Genomic DNA, 21,528 nt, shown 5'->3' on the forward strand with positions numbered 1-21,528 from the left:
AGGACACATCGATGGCATCATCCGATGACGCCGAGCGGGCGACCCCGCCGCACGACGCGCGGCTCCATGAGGCGCTGCAGTCGATGCGATTCGCCGCCGGCGGGCCGTCGTACGCCGAGATAGCCGCACGTGTCACACGGCTGCGCGCGAGCCGCGTCGGTGGCGCCCGCAGCGTCACGGTCGCTCGTTCGACCGTCTACGACCTCTTCCGGCCCGACCGTACGAGAGTCGACCCCGCCCTCGTCGCCGACGTGATCCTCGCCCTCGGTGGAGCGGAGCACGACGCCGCCCACTGGCGTCGCCACGCCGCGGTCGCGAACGCCCTCCGACACCGACCGGAGCAGGCCGCCGAGGCACCGGCCCCGCCCGCTGCCGCCCCGGAGACCCCGGAGCCGCCGCCGCACGATCCCACACCATCGCGCAGTCACACCGCGACGCGGCGCGACGCCGACGAGCCACGGACGCTCGATCCGCGCCCGCCGCGCACGCTGGCCTCGCGCGTCGGGGTGATGGCGATCATCATCGCCCTCTGCACCCTCGCGAACGTCGTCGGGGGCCAGCTCGTGCTGTGGTCGTCTCTCCCGCTGTTCCTCGACATGGTGGGCACTGCGGTCGCATCGATCGTCCTCGGTCCCTGGTACGGGGTGCTGGTCGCGATCGCGACCCAGCTGACCGGCGCGGCCTACCATTCGAGCCCCATCGGATTGCCGTTCACCGCCGTCGGGATCGTCGGTGCGCTGCTGTGGGGGTACGGCACGCACTCGTGGGGCCTCGGACGGACGCCCCTGCGGTTCTTCGTCCTGACGGTGATGGTCGCGCTGGCCAGCACCCTGGTGGCGACACCGATCACCCTCGCCGTCTACGGCGGCTACTCCGCACATGTCGCGACCGTCACGTTCACGGATCAGTTGCTCCACCTCGGCGATGCCCTCTGGACCGCGGTGCTGTCCGCGAACCTGATCTCCTCGCTCATCGACAAAATGATCTCCGGATTCATCGCGCTCACCGTGGGTTCGTCGCTCATCCACCGGATCGACTCGCATCGCCGAGGGCGCGGCGCCGACGCGCTGCTGTTCGACCCGCCACGTCTGAGGTTCCGCGCCTCCGCCTGAGGTCGCAGCGCCCGGCCGCCGCCCGACCTCAGGCCTCGCGCTGCGCGTTCGCCAGCAGCCGGGCGAGCAGGTCGGCGAGCGTCTGCTGCTCGGCCTCGCTGAGCCCGTCGAGCAGGCGGGCGTCGTGCGCGAGCGCGCGCGGCATCTCCCGCTCGACGACGGCACGACCGGCATCCGTCAACGAGAGCTCCACCGCCCGACCGTCGCGCGTCGACCGCTCCCGGCGCAGGAGCCCGGCGGATTCGAGCCTGCTCGTGAGCTTCGTGGTGGCCGCACCGCTGAGCATCGTCTCGGCGGTGACCTCGCTGGCACGCAGGGGCCGACCGGTGCGGGCCAGCGCGCAGAGGACGTCGAACTCCGATCGCGAGACGCCGCTGTCGGCCAGCAGCCGCTCGATCTGCGCGGTCGCCAACGCGGAGGCGCGGTTGAGCCTGCCCCACACGTCGATCGGCGACGTGTCGATCGCCGGCATCTGCTCCGCCCACGCGGCACGGATGCGGGCGATGAAGTCGGCGCGCTCGGTCACCGCTCCACTGTAGCGAGGCGAACCCTTTATTTCACTGGTGAAGCATCTGTGTATAATCGGAGGAATGACCGCGCTCGACACCGGAACCCGCCCCACCGTCCGCGCCGCGTCGACACGCGGACCGCGGCTGCTCTCGCAGCCGCCCGCCGTCTGGGCCATTGCCTTCGCCGCGATGGTCGCGTTCATGGGGATCGGCCTCGTCGGTCCGATCCTCCCGACGGTCGCCGCCGCACTGCAGGCGAGCCCCGTGCAGACCTCGCTGCTGTTCACGAGCTACCTGACGGTGACGGCCTCGGCGATGTTCTTCACGAGCTGGCTGTCCACCCGCATCGGCACCCGCGCGGTCATGATCCTCGGCCTCGTCGTCATCGCCCTCGCCGCGATCGGCTGCGCACTGTCCCCCAGCATCGGCGCCCTCATCGGCTTCCGCGCCGTCTGGGGCCTCGGGAACGCGCTGTTCCTCTCGACGGCGCTCGCCTCGATCGTCTCCGCCTCGGGCGGGCGCAGCGAGCACGCCGTGATCTTCTACGAGGCGGCGCTCGGAATCGGGCTGGCGGTCGGCCCGCTGCTGGGCGGCCTGCTGGGCCAGATCGGGTGGTTCGCGCCCTTCTGGGGCACGGCGTCGCTGTTCGCCGTGGGGGTCGCCGCCCTCCTCACCCTCGTCCGCGATCCGGGTCACGCGGCGGAGCGCAGCCGGGTCAGCGCCCCCTTCCGTGCCTTCGCCGATCGCGGACTGCTCGCGATCAGCGTCGTGGCTTTCCTCTACAACGCCGGCTTCTTCGTGACGCTGTCGTACACGCCCTACGCCCTGGAACTGCCGGCGGTCGGCATCGGCCTGGTCATGATGGGCTTCGGCGTCGGTCTCGCGATCGCGGGCGTCCTCATCGCTCCGCGGCTGACCCGGCGCTTCTCGGTCGTGACCGTGCTGCTCTGGTTCCTCGTCGCGTTCGCCGTGACGCACGTGCTGGCGGCGCTGAGCGCCGGATCCCGGCCGCTGCTCGTGGTCTGCGTCGTGCTGCTCGGCATCGAGATCGGTGCTGTGAACACGATCCTCACCGAGGCCGCGATGGAGGCGACCGTGCTCCCCCGCGCCGTCGCCAGTTCCGCCTACTCCGGCTTCCGGTTCTTCGGCGGCGCGATCGGCGCCCCGGTCGGCACCGCCCTGGCCGTCTTCGGCGTCGGCGCCCCGTACGCCGCTGCGGCCCTGTCGGCGGCCGCCGGCGCCGTGCTCCTGTTCGCGTTCCGGGGGCTCATCGGCCGCGCCGACCACACCGCCCGGCTCACCGAACGGACGACCGCCGAGGACCTGACGCTCGGCGACGCCTGAGCGGATGCCTCAGACGCCGGTCGCGAGTTCGCGGGCGCGGGCCAGCGCGGCATCCGTCGCCTGCGAGAACAGCCCGTCGAGGTTCGCGGTCTGAAGGACGCCGATCGCGCGCTCGGTCGTGCCCTTGGGACTGGTCACGCGGCGGCGGAGCTCGGCGGGGTCGTCGCCGGTGGCGGCGAGCAGAGCCGTCGCACCGATGAAGGTCTGCTCGGCCATGAGGCGCGCGTCGGCCTCGTCGAAGCCCTTGCCGCGGGCGGCCTCGGTCAGCGCCTCGACGAGCAGGAACACGTAAGCGGGGCCGGATCCCGAGATGGTCGAGAGCGCGTCGATCTGCGCCTCGGGCACCTCGATGACGACGCCGCAGGTCTCGAACAGCGCCCGGACGAGCGCGACGTGCTCCGCGGTCGCGGTCGACCCGGCGGCGAGACCGGTGACGGCCTTGCCGACCACGGCCGGCGTGTTCGGCATCGAGCGGATGACGGGGATCTCGGGCCCGACGATCGACTCGAACGTCTCGATCGTGACGCCCGCCGCCAGACTGACGACGATCGTCCCGGGGCGCAGGGCGCCGGCGATCTCGCGCAGCAGGTCGGGGACCATCGCAGGCTTGACGCCGATGAGGACGATGTCGGCGGATGCCGCGGCATCCGTGTTCGCCGACGGCACCTCCGCGAGCGCCGCACTCGAGACGGCGTCGAGCCCCTCGAGCTCGGCGGCCTTCGCGGCCGTGCGGTTGGTCACCACGACGGACGAGGCCCGGCCCGAGCGGGAGATCCCCTGCGCGATCGCACCCCCCATCGAACCGGCTCCGAGGATGGCGACGGGAGGGAGGTGGTGCGTCATGCCCCCATCCTGTCATCCACCCCCGCGGCTTATCATCGGCTCATGACCCTCCTCGACGGAATCACGTCCCGCATCATCGACACGGACCGGCTGAGCGTCAACATCCTCGAGCGCGCCGGAGATACGGTCGACGCCGCCCCCGAGCGCACCGTCGTCCTGCTGCACGGCGCCCTGTCCTCCGCCCTCGTCTGGCAGGAGCTCATGCAGGACCTCCCCGCGGAGTTCCGGGTCGTCGCCGTCGATCTGCGCGGTTTCGGCGGCACCGAGCACATGCCCGTCGACGCCTCCCGCGGGGTCCGCGACCTGAGCGACGACGTGGCGCTCACGCTCACCGAGCTCGGCATCGAGGCGCCGCACCTCGTCGGATGGGACCTCGGCGGAGCGGTCGCCTTGCAGTTCGCGCTCGACCACCCGGTGCGCACGATCCTGCTCGAGTCCCCCGTCTCGCCGTTCGGCCTCGGCGGCACGCGGCTCGACGGGTCGCGCCTGACCGACGACGACGCCGGCTGCGGCGCGGGGACCGCGAACCCCGAGTTCGTGCGCCGCTTGACCGCGCGCGAGGCGGGCGCGGAGGCATCCACCTCGCCGCGGAGCGTCTTCCGGGCCTCCTTCGTCGCCGAGGGTTTCGAGACCGAGCACGAAGACCTCTGGGTCGAGGCCATGCTCTCCACCTCCACCGCGACCGGCAACTATCCCGGCGAATCCGTCCCGAGCCCGCACTGGCCCGGCTACGCGCCCGGCCGGTTCGGTGTGCTCAACGCCCTCGCGCCGCGCAACTTCGACGTCTCGGGCATCGTCGACCTGCCCGAGAAGCCGTCGATCCTCTGGATCCGCGGCGTGCTCGACCCGCTCATCTCCGACACGTCCTTCTCGGACCCGGGTCACCTGGGGTCGCTCGGGATCCTCCCCGACTGGCCCGGCGCCGACGTCGCCCCGGCCCAGCCGATGGTGTCGCAGACCCGCGAGGTGCTCCGTCGCTACACGGATGCCGGGGGCATCGCGACCGAGCTCGCCCTGCCCGGCGTGGGGCACACCCCCCACCTCGAGCGGCCCGCCGTGTTCCGGCGCGCGCTGCTCGAACTGACGGGGTACATCGGCTCGCCCGCGTCCCCCGCGCCGCCCACCGAGGCGATCATCCTCAGCTCGTCCGACTGACGAGCGAGGGGCACCTCAGCGCTTCGCGTCGAAGAAGCCGCGCAGGAGGGTCGCGGCCTCGCCCGCACGGACCCCGCCGAGGACCTCTGCGCGGTGCGGCATCCGTCTGTCGCGGAGCAGGTCGTGGACGGAACCGGCCGCACCCGCCTTCTCGTCCCACGCGCCGAACACGACGCGCGCCACCCGCGTCTGCAGGATCGCACCCGCGCACATGACGCACGGCTCGAGAGTGACGACGAGGGTGCAGTCGTCGAGGTTCCACGATCCGAGGGCGGATGCCGCGGCTCGCAGCGCCACGACCTCCGCGTGCGCGAGGGGGTCGCCGTCGCGTTCGCGGAGGTTGCGTCCCTCCCCGACGATCCGGCCCGCCTGCGTGACGACCGCGCCGACGGGGACGTCGCCGTGGCCCGACGCGAGGGCGGCGAGCTCCAGCGCCCGCACCATCGCCGCGTCGTCGGCGGCGGGGACGGGCAGGCTCACGTCGTCAGCGTAGCCCCGGTAGCCTGGACCCATGCGTGTGCACGTCGCCGATCACCCCCTCATCACCCACAAGCTCACGGTGCTGCGCGACAAGCGCACGACGTCGCCGGTGTTCCGCCAGCTGACGGCCGAGCTCATCACCCTCCTCGCCTACGAGGCGACCCGCGGCGTGCGTGTCGAGGAGATCGAGATCGACACGCCCGTCACCCGCACGACCGGGCTCAAGATCAGCGAGCCGCGGCCGCTCGTCGTCCCGATCCTGCGCGCGGGCCTCGGCATGCTCGACGGCATGACGACGCTGCTGCCGACGGCCGAGGTCGGCTTCCTCGGCATGGCGCGCAACGAGGAGACCTTCGAGCCGTACACGTACGCCGAGCGTCTGCCCGACGACCTCAGCGACCGCCAGTGCTTCGTCCTCGACCCGATGCTCGCCACGGGCGGTTCGCTCGGCGCGGCGATCGACTTCCTCTTCGCGCGCGGCGCGCAGGACGTCACGGCGGTCTGCATCCTCGCAGCGCCCGAGGGTCTCGCGGCGATCGAGAAGCAGGTCGGCGACCGCGACGTCACCCTCGTCTTGGGCGCTCTCGACGAGCGCCTGAACGAGAAGGGCTACATCGTCCCCGGTCTCGGCGACGCCGGCGACCGCTTGTACGGCACGGTCTGACACCGCGCGGCCTATCGCGGGACCGCGACGGCCTCCGATGGGATGCCGGTGGCTCCGACGAGGCGGGCGAACGCGCTGAGCCGCGCGACGCCGTCGGGGGTGCGCGGCAGGTCGTCGAGCACGCCGGTGCCGTAGACGACGAACGCGGTGTGCATCGCGCGCGAGACCGCGACGTTGATGCGGTTCTGCAGCAGCAGGAACTCGAGCCCGCGTGGCGCATCCCGCCCCGACGAGGCGGCGAGCGAGACGATCACGACGGCCGCCTCCTGCCCCTGGAACCGGTCGACCGTGCCCACGCGGACGCCCGAGAACCCGGCCGCGGTGAGGACCTCCTCGACGAGCACCTGCTGCGCGTTGTACGGCGTCACGACGATGACGTCCTCCGGCCCGAGCGGGCGTGAGGTCGCGCCGTCGGTCCACGGGGTGCCGACGATGTCGCGGACGATCCGCAGGACCTCGTCCGCCTCCTCGGGCGACTGCGTCGCGTTGCGGGTGTGCGCGAGCGGCACGGGCACGACCCCGGCGGGGACGCCGTCGAGGCGGCGCAGCGCTGTGTCGGGGTGCGCCTCGAGCTGCCCCTCGTAGGCCAACTGCGACACCGGCTCGGCGACCTCCGGGCGCATCCGGCGGGTGCGCGCGAGGAAGTAGCCGCGGTCGGCGGGGATCACCGCGTGGTCGTCCATCACCCAGCCGAGCGCCGACGTGTCGACCGGCTCGGGGTGGGTGCCCTGGCTGACCTGCGGCAACTGCTGCGGGTCGCCGAGCAGGAGCAGACGGCGAGCGGAGGCGGCGACGGCGATCGTGGAGGCGAGCGAGAACTGCCCCGCCTCGTCGATGACGAGCAGGTCGAGCGAGCGGCGGCCCACCCGCCCGGTGTGGGTCAGGTCCCACGCCGTACCGCCCACGACGAAGCCGGCGGGCTGCGACCCGATGTAGGCCGCGAGCTGGTTCTTCGCGATCGCGGTGAAGCGCTCGGCCCCTGTTGCCGCACCCTTGGGTGCCTTGGCGACCTGGGCCGCATCCAGCCCCGCCTCGACGATGCGATCGAGCATGTGCTCGACGACGTTGTGCGACTGCGCGACGATGCCGACCCGGAACCCGCGCTCGCGGACCAGCCGAGCCACGACGTGCGATCCGACATAGGTCTTGCCCGTGCCGGGCGGACCCTGCACGGCGAGGTAGCCGTCGTCGAGGCCGGCGAGCGCCGCCGCGATGTCGGCGACGTCGTCGCCCGTGCGCGGCAGCGGTGTCTCGCGCCGCGGCGGGCGACGCAGCAGGAGGTCGGTGGCGGGATCGGCGGGCAGCGCGGGAGCGGCGGCGAGGACCGCATCCGCCCACTCGTCGATCGCCGCTTGCTGACTGCCGGCGCGCGGCGGTGCGGGCGGTGTCAGGGCGACCGGGAGCTCCTGCCACGTGAAGCCCTGGAAGGCGTTCTCCTCGATCACGACGCCGTCGTCGAGGACGTCGATGACGGACACGGAGCGCGCGGCGTGGATCCACCGCGGGCTGGTCTCGATCGGGAACGGCGCCGGCAGCTCGTAGACGGCGTACGGGTTCTGCCCCACCGTCAGCCGGGTGCCGGGGGCGAACTCGCCGCGGATCTCGACGACCCGGCGGACGGCCGTGAGCCCCTCAGGACGGTGCCAGTCCGTCAGCACGCGGCACCGGTCGCGGTCGACGACGACGACGTCGCGGGTGTCCTCCCAGACCGACACCGGTTCGCGCAGGCGGAGGAAGTGCGTCGCCCAGAAGGTCTTCGCCTCGCGCGGGTAGTAGTCGATGGCCGCCGCGCCCAGGCGCAGCGCCTGCGCGGTGACCTCGTCCTCGGCATCCGCGGCGAACCGCGAGAGCGCCTCGGCGCGCGGCGACGGCTCGTACACCGCCTCGCCCGCCTCCGGCTCGCGGGAGGGCACGAGGTTCGCCTCGCGCGCGCGGTCGACGAGCCAGTCGCGCAGGCGCCGCGTCGACACGCAGTCGTACCGGTTGTAATCGGCGAGGTCGTCGAGGATGCGACGGGCCGCCGCGTCGTCGCCGGCGTCCTGCAGCGCCCGCGCCTCGACGTAGCGGACGATCGAGTCGTCGCCGCGCTGCACGTCGCTCGTGCGGACCTCGTCGCCCATGTACAGCGGCTCGAGCTTCTTGATCGAGTACGAGCGCGACCCGACCCGCAGCGCGCGGCGCACGATCGGGTAGAGGTCGACGAAGACGCCGTCGCGCAGCAGCCGGTCGACGGCAGCCTCGCCCACACCGTGCCGGGCCGCCATCGCGAGCAGGTGCGTGGGCTCGTAGGGGGCGTAGTGGTAGATGTGCATGCCCGGGTGTGCTCGCCGGCGGACGGCGACGAACTCGAGGAAGTCCTCGAGCGCCCGCTTCTCGTCGGCGAACGAGTGCGCCCAGAGCGCGGAATACTGCTCGGTCTCGTCTACCCAGCCGAAGAGGTAGTCGATCCCCCACTGCACCGCCGCCCCTTCGGTGTAGAGCGGATCGCCCTCGAAGTCGAAGAACAGGTCGCCGTGGTCGGGTCGGGGAAGGGCACCCAGCGCCTTCGGGAAGACGACGTCGAAGGTCGGGATCGCGGGCCCCGTCTGCGCGGGGGCGTCGTCGACGCCGCCGGCGGGGCTCTCGAGCTGCAGCCGCGCCTGGGTGCGCAGCCCCGAGAAGGTGTCCCACGACATCCGCGGCGGTGCCTCGCGGGAGGCGGCGAGCGCGTCGATCGTCGTGACGTCGGCAGCCCGCAGCCGGTCGCGCTGGACCGGCCGCATCCCCGCCACCAGCAGCAGGTCGCGGTGCGCGACGACCTCGAGGTCGCACGTCGCGCACCGTCCGCACGCCACGACGCGCAGGTCGCCCCGGTCGTCGCCCCACGGGATGGGCGACCCCGCGGACCCGGCGGCGACGTCGCGGTCGGCGATGAGGGCCCGGAGGCGGGCGCGGCGCAGCCCGAACACGGGAAGGAGGTCGCGGACCGCGTGGGTCGACACGGTGCCGTCACCCAGCAGCAGCTGCACCTCGTCGGCGCGGGGGACACCGAGCCGATCGAGCTGGTCCACGTATGCCGCCAGCTGCATGAGAGCGGTCACCCGGGCGTGCCGGGCGAGCTTCGTGTCCTGCACGATCCACCGGCCGTCGTCGGCACGCACGAGGAAGTCCGCGAATCCGACGAACTCGTCGGTCGAGAACGCCGCCTGGTAGACGACGTGCACGGCGGGGTCGGCGAGCGCCGCATCCGTCGCCGCCACCGCCGCGGCGAGGCCCGCGGCATCCGACGATCGCGTCTCGGGGATCTCGACCACCGCTCCGGGGTGCGCGGCACGGTACGCCTCATACACGCGACGCTCGTGCTGCGTGCCCAGCCGACCCGCCCGCTCGAGCGTGAGGTCCTCGGGGTCCTCGACCGCCGCGATCCGGCCGAGCTTCGCGTCGATCGCCCGCAGCCAGGCGAACTCGCACTCGGCCGCGGCCTTCAGGTCGCTCGCGCTCCAGACGATCCGGCCGTCGTCTTCGATGTATCGCATGATCCCCTCTCGGAATCGACACTATCCGCGGTCACCGACACGCCTCCCGCACGCGCACAAGCCCCGTGGCGGCCGACGGGCCACCTGACAGACTGGACGCGTGACCCAGGACCTGCCCTTCGAGAACCCGTACCGGCACGGGTACGCGCGCGTCGCGGCGTGCACGGTGCCGGTCGTCATCGCCGACCCCGCCGCGAACGCCGACGCGATCCTGGCGAGCGCGCGCGCCTGCCACGACGACGGCGTCGCGGTCGCCGTCTTCCCCGAGCTGGGCCTCACCGGATACGCGATCGAGGACCTCGTGATGCAGGACGTCGTCCTCGACGCGGTCCTCGTCGCGATCGAGCGGCTCGCCGCGGCATCCGCCGACCTCTCCCCCCTGCTCATCGTCGGCGCGCCCCTGCGGATCGAGAACCGGCTCTACAACTGCGCCGTCGTCATCCACCGGGGCCGGGTGCTCGGCGTCGCCCCCAAGTCCCACCTGCCCACCTACCGCGAGTTCTACGAGTCGCGCTGGTATGCGCGCGGCGATGACGCGCCCGCGACCGTGACCCTGGCGGGCGACGCGGTGCCGGTCGGCACCGACCTGCTGTTCGAGGCGACCGACGTGCCCGGGCTCGTCGTGCACGCGGAGATCTGCGAGGACTTCTGGGTGCCCGTGCCGCCGTCCTCGCACGCGGCCCTCGCCGGGGCGACCGTGCTCGCCAATCTCTCGGGCAGCCCGATCACGATCGCCCGTGCCGAGGACCGCCGCATCCTCGTGCAGTCGCAGTCCTTCCGGTGCCTGGCCGCCTACGTCTACGCCGCCGCCGGACAGGGCGAGTCGACCAACGACGTCTCGTGGGACGGGCAGACGATCATCTACGAGAACGGCACCCTCCTCGCTGAGACCGAGCGCTTCCCCGACGGTCCGCGTCGGGCCATCGCCGACGTCGACCTCGACCGGCTGCGCCAGGACCGGCTGCGCCAGGGCACCTTCGAAGACAACCTGCGCACGACCGGGGCGCAGGTGCGCCGCATCCCCTTCACCGTCGCCCCGTCGGCGTCGGTCCGGGGCCTGCGCCGCCCCCTGGACCGGTTCCCGTTCGTCCCCGACGACCCCGCCCGACTCGACCTCGACTGCTACGAGGCGTTCAACATCCAGGTGTCCGGCCTCGAGCAGCGCCTGCGGGCGATCGGACAGCCGAAGCCCGTCATCGGGGTCTCGGGCGGTCTCGACTCGACGCATGCGCTGCTCGTCACCGCCCGCGCGATGGACCGCATGGGACGTCCCCGCAGCGACATCCTCGCCTTCACGATGCCGGGCTTCGCGACCGGCGACCACACGAAGTCGAACGCGATCGCCCTCGCCGAGGCGATCGGCGCGACGATCGAGACGATCGACATCCGGCCGATGGCGACCGAGCTGCTGGCCGGCCTCGGTCACCCCTTCGCGAAGGGCGAGCCGGTGTACGACGTGACGTTCGAGAACGTGCAGGCGGGCGCCCGCACCGACTTCCTGTTCCGCCTCGCGAACCAGCGCGGCGGCATCGTCATCGGCACCTCCGACCTCTCCGAGCTCGCCCTCGGGTGGGCGACCTACGGCGTCGGCGACCACATGGCGCACTACGGCGTCAACGCCGGCGTGCCGAAGACCCTCATCCAGCACCTCATCCGGTGGGTCATCGCGCACAGCGACGAATCCGGCACGACCCTCACCGACCGGGCGAAGGAGGTGCTGCAGGCCGTCCTCGACACCGAGATCAGCCCCGAGCTGGTGCCGGCGGACGCCGACGGCAAGGTGCAGTCGACCGAGAGCACCATCGGACCGTACGCGCTGCACGACTTCACCCTGTTCCACGTGCTGCGCTACGGGTTCCGCCCCTCGAAGATCGTGTTCCTGGCCGAGCAGGCCTGGGCGGACGCGGATGCCGGGGCGTGGCCGCCGGGCTTCCCCGAGGACGAGCGGTACGCCTTCGACCGCGAGACGATCGTGCGCTGGCTGCGGGTGTTCCTGCAGCGCTACTTCGGCTTCGCGCAGTTCAAGCGCAGCGCGGTGCCGAACGCGCCGAAGGTGTCGCCCGCGGGCTCGCTGTCGCCGCGCGGCGACTGGCGGGCGCCGTCCGACGGGAACGCCGCGGCCTGGCTCGCCGAGCTGGATGCCGCCTTCCCCCGCCCTTCGGACTGATCGCCGGATGGGATGATGGATCGGTGAAGCTCCTCGTCGCCGCTCTCGATTCCGAACTCGTCGCCTTCCCCGAGGAGCTCCCCGGCTTCGACCGGCTCGTGACGGGCCCCGGCAAGCTGCAGGCGACGTACGCCCTGACGCGCGCGCTCGACCGGGCCGGCTACGACGAGATCGTCGTCGTGGGGACGGCGGGTTCGGTGGATGCCGCCGCCGTCGGCGTGCACGATGTGACCACCGCACTGCAGCACGACGTGTCGGACGTCGACGGCATCGCCGGTCAGCACGTGTCGCTCCCGACGACGGTGTCGATCGCGGGCCGCGAGGGGACGACGATCGCCACGGGCGACCACTTCGTCGACGACGCCGACACGGTCGAGGCGATCCGCTCCCTCGGCGGCACGCTGGTCGACATGGAGGCCTACGCGTACATCTGGGTGGCGCAGCAGTTCGGCGTCCCGATCCGGGTGCTGAAGGCCGTGTCCGACAGCGCGCAGGACGACGCGATCACCGACTGGCGGGAGGCCGTCGCCGCGTGCAGCGTCCAGCTGCGCGAGCGCATCACCGAGCTCTACGGCGTCTGAGCCCCGCGGTCGTCAGGCGTCGCGGCGCGCGAAGAGCGAGCGCAGCACGAAGAAGACGATGAGCGCGACGATCGCCACGACGACCAGCTTCGCCGCAAAGAAGACGAGCTTCAGCACGACGTCGACGACGATCCACGCGATGACGATCGCGACGATGACGCCCAGGACCGTCCACATCATGCCCTTCTTCATGGTTCCAGCCTAGGGGGCGTGGCGCTCATCCGGCGGCAGGGCTCAGCGCCTCCTGCCGCACGACGCTGGGTCCTTCCGGTGTCGCCTCGACGACGAGTTGCGCGGGGATCTGGTCCTTCATCGCCTCGACGTGGCTGATGACCCCCACGACCCGCCCACCGGCGCGCAGCTCGTCGAGCGTGCGCATCGCGAGCTCGAGGGTCTCGGGGTCGAGCGAGCCGAACCCCTCGTCGATGAACAGGGTGTCGAGCCGGATGCCGCCGGCGCGCGAGGTGACCACTTCCGCCAGGCCGAGCGCGAGGGCGAGGGAGGCGAGGAAGGTCTCGCCGCCCGACAGCGACTGCGGCGAGCGGAGTCGACCGGTGTGCGCGTCGAGGACCTCGATGGACAGACCGGATGCCGCGCCCCGGGCCTGCTTCGCGTCGGAGTGCCGCAGCGTGTACCGGCCCGACGACATCTCGGCGAGCCGGAGGTTCGCGGCGGCGACGATCTCCTCGAGCTCCGCAGCCAGCACGAACGTCTCGAGGTCCATCTTCATCGTGTTCGGCGCGCGGCCCGCGACGGTGTCGGCCAGACGTGTGACCGCCGCGGCCTCCTCGGCCTGCGTCGCGACGGCACCGATGGCCGTCTCGATGCGCTGGAGGAGGTCGCGCAGCCCCGTCACGACACCCGCGGCATCGGCCTCAGCGGCGATGGCGGCGGTGCGCGCCTCGTCGGCCGCCGCAGCCGCATCCGCTGCGGCCTCGACCGCCCCGGGGTCGAGGGTCTCGTCGACGGCGGCGAGCTCGAGCTCGAACGCGCGTGCCTTCGCGGCGGCGAGGGCGGCGGCGTGCGCGTCGATGCGCTCCGAGAGCCGGGTCAGCTCGGCGGCGGCAAGGAGCGCGTCGAGGACGTCGGCCGGGCCGGCGAACGCGGAGTCCGCGAGGCGTTCGTCGCGGTCGCGATCGGCGGCGTCCGCGGCCTCGCGACGCGTCTGCTCGTGGCGTCGGGCCTCGAGCAGACGACCGGCGAGCCGACGGTGGCCGTCGTCCGCCGCGATCCGCGCGGCGACGCTGTCGTACTCGCCCCGGGCCGCGTCGACGGCCCGCCGTGCCGAGGCGAGCGTGCCCTCGGCCGCGGCGATCTCCTCACGGAGTGCGCCGGCGCGCTGTCGCAGCTGCACCGCCTCGCCCTGGGCGGCGGCCTCGAGCGCATCGATCTCGGCGGCGGCCTTCTCGAGGCCGTCGAGACGGTCACGGGCGGCGCGGGCCGCGGTGAGCTCGGCGTCGAGGTCGGCCAGCGCGGTCGCGAGGGCGTCGACGTCCCGCTCGCCGGCGGCGGCCGCGGCGGCCGCAACGGCCTCCCGCGCGGCGGTGGCCGCCTGCGCGGCATCCCGCTCCGCGGCGGCGGCGTCGTCGCGGGCGCGCTCGGCGGCGGCGAGGTCGTCGTCGGTGACGTGCGCGGTGTCGAGCGCCGCGAGTCGGGGGTGCGCGGTGGCGCCGCAGACGGCGCACGGCTCGCCGTCGACAAGCGATGCCGCGAGCTCGCCCGCGTACCCCCGCAGGCGGCGGCGGAGCAGCTCGCCCACGTGCGCGGAGGCCGCCGCGGATCGTGCGTTGGCCTCGGCGTAGGCCGCGTCGGCGGCCGCGGCGCTGGGCGTCAATCGTTCGAGGGACCGTGCCGCGTCGAGGCGGGAGGCGAGCTCGGCCCGCGCTGCGGCGAGGTCGTCGTGCCGGCCCGCGACGGCACGGGCCTCGGCGAGGTCGGTCGCCACGCGCTGGCGGCGCTCGGGCACGGCGGCGAGCGCGGCGTCGAGGGCGTCGAGTGCCGCGTCGACCTCGGCCAGCTCCTCGCGGCGCAGCCGCTGCGCGTCGGCGAGGGCCGCGGCATCCCGCTCTTCCTCGGCGGCGGCCTGCGCGCGGGCGATGCGGCCGGTGAGGTCCTCGATCACGGCGGGCAGGTCGTCGTCCGCGGAGCCGCCCGCAGCGACCCACTCGGCCTCGGCCGCACGGCGCGATTCCTGCGCGGCGGACCATTCGCCCGCGGCACGGACGGCAGATTCGACGGGAGCCCGCAGCGCATCGGCGGCGCGGGCCCGCTCGACCCGGGCGCGGAGGGCAGCGACCTCGGGGGTCTCCGCCTCGCGGGCGGCGAGGTCGTCCCGCGCCGTCTGCAGGTCGGCGAGCCGCCGGGCGACCTCGACGAGTCGTCGGTGTTCGGCGACCGCGGCGTCGGCGCGTGTGGTCGCGAGCGCTCGTTCGTTGCCGCGGGCCTCGACCCGGTACTCCGCCCGGACGAGCGCGCGCTCGACCGCAGACGTCCGCGCGATCACGTCCGCCTCGGCCGGCGGCTCGCCGCCGTCGGCGGGATGGAGTCCGTGCTCGGTGATCTCGCGCTCGGCGACGTCGAGCAGCGTCCGGACGCGGGTGCTGCTCTCGTCGAGCCGCTTCTGCGCGTCGCGGCGGCGCTCCTCGAGTGCCTCCTTGTAGGCCTCGAACCGCCGCGTGCCGAACAGGGTGCGCAACAGCTGCTGCCGCTCGGCATTGGGCGCGAGGAGGAACCGCGAGAACTTGTTCTGCGCGAGCAGGATCACCTGCTGGAACTGCTGCGCGCTGAGCCCGAGCACCTCGTCGAGGGCGAGCCCGACCTCGCGCTGCTTCGCCGCACGCCCCACCCACGCGCCGTCGACCCACTCCTCGAGTTCGGCACGCGCCGGCTCGAGGGTGAGACCGCCGCCGCGTTTGGCGGGACGCTCGTACTCCGGCGCACGCGTGACGCGCCACCGCGTGCCGCCGACGGTGAACTCGAGCCGCACCTCGGTCGGGTCGGTCAGGAAGCTGTGGTCGCTGCGCAGCCGGCGGTCGCCGCCGTCGTACCGGGGCACCGAGCCGTAGAGCGCGAAGCTGACCCCGTCGAGGATGCTGGACTTGCCGGCGCCGGTCCGCCCCGAGATGAGGAAGAGTCCGTCGTCGTCGAACGCGTCGAAGTCGACGCTCTGGCGCTCGCGGAACGGCCCGAAGCCGGTCAGTTCGAGGCGATGCAGCTTCACGCGAGCGCCTCCTGGCGCACCCGCTCGTCGAGCACGTCCTCGAGGATCTCGGCCTCGCGCTCGGTCGCCCCCTGACCCTCGCGCACGTGCGAGAGGAAGGCCTCGACGAGCTCGCGGTCGGTGCGCGCCGCGCGCACCCGCTCGACGTAGCTCTGCCGGTCGCCCTGTCGCACCACGGCGGGGGCGTGCACGACCTTGGCGCAGAACGGGAAGCGCTGCTGCAGACGACGCAGCGGGTCGGCTTCGGGGAGGTCGTCGGTGTACTCGACGCACACCCAGGCGTCCTCGGCGTCGGCGTACGCCTCGTCCGCCAGGATGTCGGCGAACGGGCCGCGGAGGGTCACGAGCCCGCGCGGCACCGGCAGCGCCAGCCACTCGACGGTCGAGAGTCCGTCGGCGTCGAGGTCGACGAGCCACGACCCGCGGGGCTTGTCGCCCTCGCCGAAGCTGTAGTGCAGCGGCGCCCCGGCGTAGCGGACGTTCTCGGCCAGTCGCTGACGGCCGTGGATGTGTCCCAGCGCCATGTAGTCGACCCCGTCGAAGGTCGACAGCGGCACCACGTCGAGCCCGCCCTGCTGGATGTCGCGCTCGAGGTGCGGCGTCGGCTCGACGCCCGCAGCGAAGCAGTGCGCGATCGCCACCGAGCGGCCACCCCGCTCGGCGAGGTCGGCGCGGACGAGGTCCATCGCCCGGCCGAGGACCGCGGCCTGGGTGCGGACCCCCTCCCACCGGTGCCGCAGCAGCGCGGGCTCGAGGTACGGGATGCCGTAGAAGTGCACCGGCCCGTGGGCGTCGTCGATCGTGAGCGGGGTGCCGACGGCATCCGGATCGGTCAGGACGTGGATGCCGTCGCGCAGCAGCCCCGCCTGGAAACCCAGCCGCGCGGCGGAGTCGTGGTTGCCGCTCGTGACGACGACCCGGGCGCCGGCGTCGGCGATGCCGCGGAGCGCGTCGGAGAGCAGGGTGTAGCACGCGGCGGCGGGAGTCGCGGAGTCGAACACGTCGCCCGCGACGATGACGACGTCGACGTCGTGCGCGCGCACCTGGGCGGTCAGCTCGTCGAGCACGCCGCGGAGGGCGTCGAGCGTGGAGTGACCGTGGAAGGTCCGCCCGATGTGCCAGTCGGAGGTGTGCAGGATGCGCATGCTCACACGGTAGATCGGGCCTCGGACATCGCCCCCGAGGCGTGCCGGGACCGCGTCAGTCGGTGCCCGGGACGAGGGTGCCGCGGCGTCGCAGCCCGATGAGGTCGACGACCGAGACGAGCGTCGCGATCGCCAGGAAGACGCCGACCGCGGCCATGCCGTAGGCGTACGCGTCGTGGTACACCGCGAGGGAGTCGAGCCCGGCATCCTTCTCGCGGTAGATCGACGCGTAGAACAGCGACAGACCGATCGCCGTGCCCACCGCCGTCCCGACGCGCTGCCCGAGCTGTCCGACCGAGCCGGCGAGGCCGCCCTCGCGCACGGCGATCTCGGACAGCGTCAACGTCTGGTTGGGCGAGACGACGAGCCCGCCGCCCGCCCCGGCGACGAGCAGCGCCGCGGCCATGCCGTAGGCGACGGTCTCGCGTGGCATCGTGTAGGCGACGATGGTCAGCGCGACGACGCTCACGAGCACCGTCACGAGCCCGATCGTCACGAGCTGCCGGCCGAGTCGGTTCACGAGCAGACCGCCGTAGTACGAGCTCGCCGCGCTCGCGACGGCGAATCCGATGGAGACCATGCCGGCGAACACCGGCTCGAGGCCCACCCCGAGCTGCAGGAACAGCGTGCCGAGCCGGAACATGGGCGGGATCGCCGTGAAGTAGGCGACGACCACGAGCGTGCCGTTGCGGAACGACCGGATGCGGAACATCCGGAACGGGATGAGGGGCTGACGACCGGATGCCGCGTACCGCCGCTCCCACCAGAAGAACAGTGCCGCGAACAGGACGAACGCGGTCAGCAGCCACCACCGGTTCGGGTCGTCCTCGGGTGAGCCGGTCGTGAACAGGAACGGCCACATCAGCGAAACGATCATCAGGCCGAAGAGCACGATGCCGACGGGGTCGAGCTGGAGGGGCCGGCCGCTGGCCTGACGGGTCTGCGGCAGGATCCAGATCACCCCGGCGAGCACGAGCAGGCACAGCGGCACGTTGAACCAGAAGATGCCGCGCCAGCCGTCGGTCTCGCCGCCGATCGCGATCATGAGTCCGCCGAGCGTCGGCCCGAAAGCCGTCGCGATGCCGATCGTCGCGCCGAACAAATCGAACGCGCGGCCGCGCTCCTTGCCGGTGAAGAGCTGCTGGATCGTGCCCATGACCTGCGGCATCTGGATGCCCGCGGCGATGCCCTGGACGAGCCGCGCGGCCATGAGCACCTCGATGCTCGGGGCGAGCGCGCAGACCGCGCTCGTCACGGTGAACAGGCTCAGCCCGACGATGAACAGCACCTTGCGGGACCGCTGGTCGCCGAGCCGGCCGAAGGGCACGAGCGCGAGCCCGAACGTGAGGATGTAGCCCGAGACCACCAGCTGCAGCTGCGTGGACGTCGCGCCCAGCGACGCCTCGATCGCCGGGAGACCGACGTTGACCTTGCTGAGGTCGAGAATCGTGAACGCCGCCACCGAGACGCAGACCCAGAAGGCCCGCCAGCGCTGCGAGGAGGAGAGGGGGATGCTGGCGGTGGCAGGGGACGTCATGACCGTCCCACGCTACCGGCCCGGCGGTGGCCCGAGGCGGGCGCACTCAGGATGCCGCGGCGCGCCCGCCCCCGCCACCAGGGTCACTCGGCGCGACGCTCCGCCTGCTCGTCGGTCAGCACATCGGGGTCGAGCCCCTGCTGGATCTCGGCGCTCTCGACGAACGGGTCGGGGGCGGCATCCGGCATGGGCGCACCCTCGCCGCGACCGCGGTCGGCGGCATCCTGCTGTTCCTTCTCCTCGTTCGTCACCGCGCCTGCGGCGATGATGGAGGACTCGTCCTCCGACCAGCCGCCGACCGGGGCGGCCTCGCTCGTCCGGTCGTCCGCGTCGTGTTCCATGGCCGTCTCCTCCGTCATCTGGTGCAGCCATCGTCCGGTGCGGCGGCGTCGCCGTCGACGGGCTTGACCTCGTCGCCGCGGGACGGCTACGAACGAGGAGGACACGGAAAGGGAGCAGGATGTCGGGACACGGGCGCGACACGGCGGGAGGGCCCTTCGTGGTGACCCTCGTCGTCGATCTGCCGATCGCGAAGCCGGATGCCCTCGAGACGATCGCGTTCGCGTGCGACGGTGTCGTCGAGCATGCGCGCACCGCCTACCCGCGCGTCAGCCTGTCGCCGGGGGCATGGGCCGAGGTGCAGATCCCGAAGTTCGGCGATCCGCCGCCCCTCGCGGTCGACGTGTGCTCAGACGAGTCGGGCGAGGTCGCACGGGCCGCGGCCGACCGCCTGAAGGGCGCACTCGAGCGGGTCGGGTGGCGGATCCGCGATCCACGACCCGGCGAGGCCTGATCACTCAGGCGGTGCGACGCTCCTGCAGGAGCGTCTCGTGGCCGGGGTTCGCCTCGAACCAGTCGGCGACGTACCAGCAGACCGGGATGACACGACGGTCGCCGCGTCGCTCGAGGTCGTCGACCGCGCGGCGCACCAGCTCGCCGGCGTAGCCCGACCCCCGGAACGTGGGGATCGTGTAGGCGCGCGTGAGGGCCACGGTGCGGCCGTCGTCGTTGTAGTCGAGGGCGCTGACGAGGTCTTTGCCGCGGTGCAGGGTGTAGCGCGCGGCATCCTTCTCATCGGTGAAGATCAGGTCGCTCATGCGATCACGCTACGCCGATCCGGCGACGTGCGGACAACGCCCAGCGGATTGAGCAATCTGTCACATTCCGTCATGCGGACGTCGCCCGGGGCGGGCGGTTTGACACATGGCGACGCGCTTCGTCATAATCGGCCACATGACTGACTTCGCACGCACTCTGTCCGCCCGGGAGGCGAACGGAACTGCCGGCATCATGATGCCGCAGCGTGCTGTCATGTGTTGCCGAATGTGTCGCTGACACGGTGATCCCCGCCGGGTCGCGCCGCCGTTTCTGAACACGGCGTCGTCCGACCCCCGAGGCTCCGGCTCCTCCGCCCACAACGCGGATGCCGGTGGCCTCGCACATCGGCCCCAGTGAGGCCATCCGCGCAACACTCCCGAACCCGCGTCCCGCTCCGGGTTCCCCCTTCGAAGGACATCGCCATGTCGACCTCCGCTCTCCTCTCCGCTCCCACCGCCCCCCGCCACCTCCGCGCCGTCGAGGACATCGCGCCGGCCCGTCCCGCCGCTCCCCGCCCCGCGCCGTCCGCGAGCGGACTGCCCGCCGGCACCGCGCCGCGCGGCTTCGCCCTCTACGTCGGCCTCGACGAGCTGAAGGCCGCCGCCGACGGCGTCAGCCTCTCGGTCATCGTCGACGCGCTCCGCCGCACCATCGCCGAGCTCGCGCCCTCCGCCGAGACGCACGCGACCGTCGCCCTCGCCCCCGTCGGCGCCGGCGGCCGCGACGTCGACGTCGTACGGCTCGCGCTGCACGAGCCGGCCGCCGTGGCCCGCACGAAGCCCGAGGAGCCGCTCGACGAGCACGTCCCCGGTGGCGTCACGATCGACATCTCCCGTCGTCGCGTGCACATCGACGGTGAGACCGCCGCGCTCACGTTCAAGGAGTTCGAGCTGCTGCAGTACCTCGTGCTGCGCGAAGGCCGCACGATCGAGCGCACCGAGCTCGTCTCGTCGCTGTGGAGCCACGCCGACGGCGACGACGCTCCCGGCGAGCGCACGATCGACGTGCACGTGCGCCGCCTGCGCTCGAAGCTCGGCCGCTACGAGGACATCGTCCGCACCGTGCGCGGCATCGGCTACCGGTTCGACCGCCACGCCGACGTCGTCATCCGCTACGGCCACGGCACCCCTTCGCCCGACCGCTTCTGACCGCCGCGCCGGGTGCGCTGTCAGCACCCGGACGTAGGGTGTCGGCATGAGGACGGGACTGCGCGAACGGATGCCGCATCCGCCGCCGCCCTCGTCGGTGAAGCCGCTCGAGGCCGAGTACCGACCGAAGGTCCCGACCGATGCGGCGGGCGCGATCCGCTATCAACAGCGGGGCGCGCACGACCCGTCGCAGACCACGGTCGACGGCGTGATCTGGCGCGCGACGCGGACACCGGAGGGCATCGCCACGATCGCGATCCGGCCCGGGCTCCGGACGGTGCGTGCGGCGGCGTGGGGTCCCGGCGCGGCGTGGACGCTGAATCAGTTGCCGCGGCTGTGCGGCGCGGACGACGACCCCGAGGGGTTCGACGCGTCGCGGCATCCGCTCATCGCGGCGACCCACCATAGGCGACCCGACCTGCGGATCGGCGCCACCGACCTCGTCTTCGACGCGCTCGCGAGCAGTGTCTTCGAGCAGAAGGTGACGGGGCTGCAGGCGTTCGGCGCGTGGCGCTGGATCCTGACGCGCCACGGCGAGCCCGCCCCCGGCCCGACGCCGCGGCCGATGTACGCGCCGCCGGCGGACTGGCGCATGATCCCGAGCTGGTCGTGGCATCGTGCGGGGCTCGAGCCACCGCAGTCCCGAACGATCGTGGATGCCGCCCGCCGCCGCACCTCGATCGAACGCGCCGCCGTCGCGGCGACCACGGGCGACGAACGCGACCGGGTGTTCACGAGCCTGACCGGCGTCGGCGTCTGGACGAGCGCCGAGACCCGCATCCGCGCCTTCGGCGACCCCGACGCCGTGAGCTTCGGGGACTATCACGTCGCCCACCAGGTCGGGTACGCGCTGACCGGATCTCGCGTCGACGACGACGGGATGCGGGAGCTGCTCGAACCGTGGAAGGGCCACCGGCAGCGGGTGATCCGCCTGATCGGCGCGAGCGGCGTCGTGGAGCCGCGGCGCGGTCCGCGCCTCGCGCCGGAGGATCACCGGGCCCGCTGAGGAC

At 72.9% G+C, this 21,528-nt stretch carries 19 protein-coding genes; 9 read left to right on the forward strand and 10 right to left on the reverse strand.

Annotated features, from left to right (window positions below):
• Window positions 1–11 precede the first annotated feature (11 nt).
• Complete coding sequence (locus ACPEH0_RS06015) at window positions 12–1,112, forward strand: hypothetical protein (protein WP_366213807.1); 1,101 nt, start codon at window positions 12–14, stop codon at window positions 1,110–1,112.
• A 28-nt stretch (window positions 1,113–1,140) separates the two neighbouring features.
• Here the strand turns inward: ACPEH0_RS06015 and ACPEH0_RS06020 are convergent, their stop codons facing one another.
• Entirely contained in the window at window positions 1,141–1,638 is a 498-nt protein-coding gene (locus tag ACPEH0_RS06020; protein ID WP_311285354.1) for a MarR family winged helix-turn-helix transcriptional regulator, read from the reverse strand.
• A gap of 64 nt (window positions 1,639–1,702) precedes the next feature.
• On the opposite strand from ACPEH0_RS06020, the gene ACPEH0_RS06025 reads away from it, so the two are divergent.
• Window positions 1,703–2,965, forward strand: coding sequence for an MFS transporter (locus ACPEH0_RS06025; RefSeq protein ID WP_366213806.1), 1,263 nt, complete (start codon window positions 1,703–1,705; stop codon window positions 2,963–2,965).
• Between the two features lie 9 nt (window positions 2,966–2,974).
• Here ACPEH0_RS06025 and proC read toward each other — a convergent pair whose 3' ends face one another.
• Window positions 2,975–3,808, reverse strand: coding sequence for a pyrroline-5-carboxylate reductase (gene proC, locus ACPEH0_RS06030; protein WP_217530610.1), 834 nt, complete (start codon window positions 3,806–3,808; stop codon window positions 2,975–2,977).
• 42 nt (window positions 3,809–3,850) lie between these two features.
• Here proC and ACPEH0_RS06035 point away from each other — a divergent pair, with 42 nt between their 5' ends.
• Window positions 3,851–4,963 (forward strand): alpha/beta fold hydrolase, encoded by a 1,113-nt coding sequence (locus ACPEH0_RS06035; protein WP_217530607.1) that lies wholly within the window; start codon window positions 3,851–3,853, stop codon window positions 4,961–4,963.
• 15 nt (window positions 4,964–4,978) lie between these two features.
• On the opposite strand, the gene ACPEH0_RS06040 is transcribed toward ACPEH0_RS06035, so the two are convergent.
• Window positions 4,979–5,407, reverse strand: a complete 429-nt coding sequence (locus ACPEH0_RS06040) for a nucleoside deaminase (protein ID WP_217530991.1) — start codon at window positions 5,405–5,407, stop codon at window positions 4,979–4,981.
• 67 nt (window positions 5,408–5,474) lie between these two features.
• On the opposite strand from ACPEH0_RS06040, the gene upp reads away from it, so the two are divergent.
• Window positions 5,475–6,107, forward strand: a complete 633-nt coding sequence (upp, locus tag ACPEH0_RS06045; protein WP_217530605.1) for a uracil phosphoribosyltransferase — start codon at window positions 5,475–5,477, stop codon at window positions 6,105–6,107.
• Between the two features lie 11 nt (window positions 6,108–6,118).
• Here the strand turns inward: upp and ACPEH0_RS06050 are convergent, their stop codons facing one another.
• Window positions 6,119–9,622: a TM0106 family RecB-like putative nuclease gene (locus ACPEH0_RS06050; RefSeq protein ID WP_366213805.1), complete on the reverse strand. Its 3,504-nt coding sequence runs from the start codon at window positions 9,620–9,622 to the stop codon at window positions 6,119–6,121.
• A 100-nt stretch (window positions 9,623–9,722) separates the two neighbouring features.
• On the opposite strand from ACPEH0_RS06050, the gene ACPEH0_RS06055 reads away from it, so the two are divergent.
• Entirely contained in the window at window positions 9,723–11,789 is a 2,067-nt protein-coding gene (locus ACPEH0_RS06055) for an NAD(+) synthase (RefSeq protein ID WP_217530601.1), read from the forward strand.
• 23 nt (window positions 11,790–11,812) lie between these two features.
• Complete coding sequence (locus tag ACPEH0_RS06060) at window positions 11,813–12,370, forward strand: nucleosidase (protein WP_366213804.1); 558 nt, start codon at window positions 11,813–11,815, stop codon at window positions 12,368–12,370.
• Between the two features lie 12 nt (window positions 12,371–12,382).
• Here the strand turns inward: ACPEH0_RS06060 and ACPEH0_RS06065 are convergent, their stop codons facing one another.
• The 5 genes from ACPEH0_RS06065 to ACPEH0_RS06085 all read right to left on the reverse strand — a co-directional run bounded on the left by ACPEH0_RS06065 (window position 12,383) and on the right by ACPEH0_RS06085 (window position 18,613).
• Complete coding sequence (locus ACPEH0_RS06065; protein WP_366213803.1) at window positions 12,383–12,562, reverse strand: hypothetical protein; 180 nt, start codon at window positions 12,560–12,562, stop codon at window positions 12,383–12,385.
• A gap of 25 nt (window positions 12,563–12,587) precedes the next feature.
• Window positions 12,588–15,590, reverse strand: a complete 3,003-nt coding sequence (locus ACPEH0_RS06070) for an SMC family ATPase (protein WP_366213802.1) — start codon at window positions 15,588–15,590, stop codon at window positions 12,588–12,590.
• The gene (locus ACPEH0_RS06075; protein ID WP_366213801.1) at window positions 15,587–16,735 is read right to left on the reverse strand and encodes an exonuclease SbcCD subunit D; all 1,149 of its coding nucleotides are present in this window, start codon (window positions 16,733–16,735) and stop codon (window positions 15,587–15,589) included. Before ACPEH0_RS06075 ends, ACPEH0_RS06070 begins: the two co-directional genes overlap by 4 nt.
• Window positions 16,736–16,790: 55 nt before the next feature.
• Complete coding sequence (locus ACPEH0_RS06080; protein ID WP_423719426.1) at window positions 16,791–18,272, reverse strand: MFS transporter; 1,482 nt, start codon at window positions 18,270–18,272, stop codon at window positions 16,791–16,793.
• Window positions 18,273–18,355: 83 nt separating this feature from the next.
• Complete coding sequence (locus ACPEH0_RS06085; protein WP_423719427.1) at window positions 18,356–18,613, reverse strand: hypothetical protein; 258 nt, start codon at window positions 18,611–18,613, stop codon at window positions 18,356–18,358.
• 119 nt (window positions 18,614–18,732) lie between these two features.
• Between ACPEH0_RS06085 and ACPEH0_RS06090 the strand changes: the two genes are divergently transcribed.
• Window positions 18,733–19,065, forward strand: a complete 333-nt coding sequence (locus tag ACPEH0_RS06090; RefSeq protein WP_217529264.1) for a hypothetical protein — start codon at window positions 18,733–18,735, stop codon at window positions 19,063–19,065.
• Between the two features lie 4 nt (window positions 19,066–19,069).
• Here ACPEH0_RS06090 and ACPEH0_RS06095 read toward each other — a convergent pair whose 3' ends face one another.
• Complete coding sequence (locus ACPEH0_RS06095) at window positions 19,070–19,369, reverse strand: GNAT family N-acetyltransferase (protein ID WP_217529267.1); 300 nt, start codon at window positions 19,367–19,369, stop codon at window positions 19,070–19,072.
• A 423-nt stretch (window positions 19,370–19,792) separates the two neighbouring features.
• Between ACPEH0_RS06095 and ACPEH0_RS06100 the strand changes: the two genes are divergently transcribed.
• Both ACPEH0_RS06100 and ACPEH0_RS06105 read left to right on the forward strand, forming a co-directional pair.
• The gene (locus ACPEH0_RS06100) at window positions 19,793–20,518 is read left to right on the forward strand and encodes a winged helix-turn-helix domain-containing protein (RefSeq protein ID WP_217529269.1); all 726 of its coding nucleotides are present in this window, start codon (window positions 19,793–19,795) and stop codon (window positions 20,516–20,518) included.
• A gap of 70 nt (window positions 20,519–20,588) precedes the next feature.
• Complete coding sequence (locus ACPEH0_RS06105; protein WP_217529961.1) at window positions 20,589–21,524, forward strand: DNA-3-methyladenine glycosylase family protein; 936 nt, start codon at window positions 20,589–20,591, stop codon at window positions 21,522–21,524.
• The last annotated feature ends 4 nt before the right edge of the window (window positions 21,525–21,528 follow it).

It is taken from the genome of Microbacterium sp. NPDC079356 (assembly GCF_049545465.1).
Lineage (GTDB): Bacteria > Actinomycetota > Actinomycetes > Actinomycetales > Microbacteriaceae > Microbacterium > Microbacterium gawkjiense.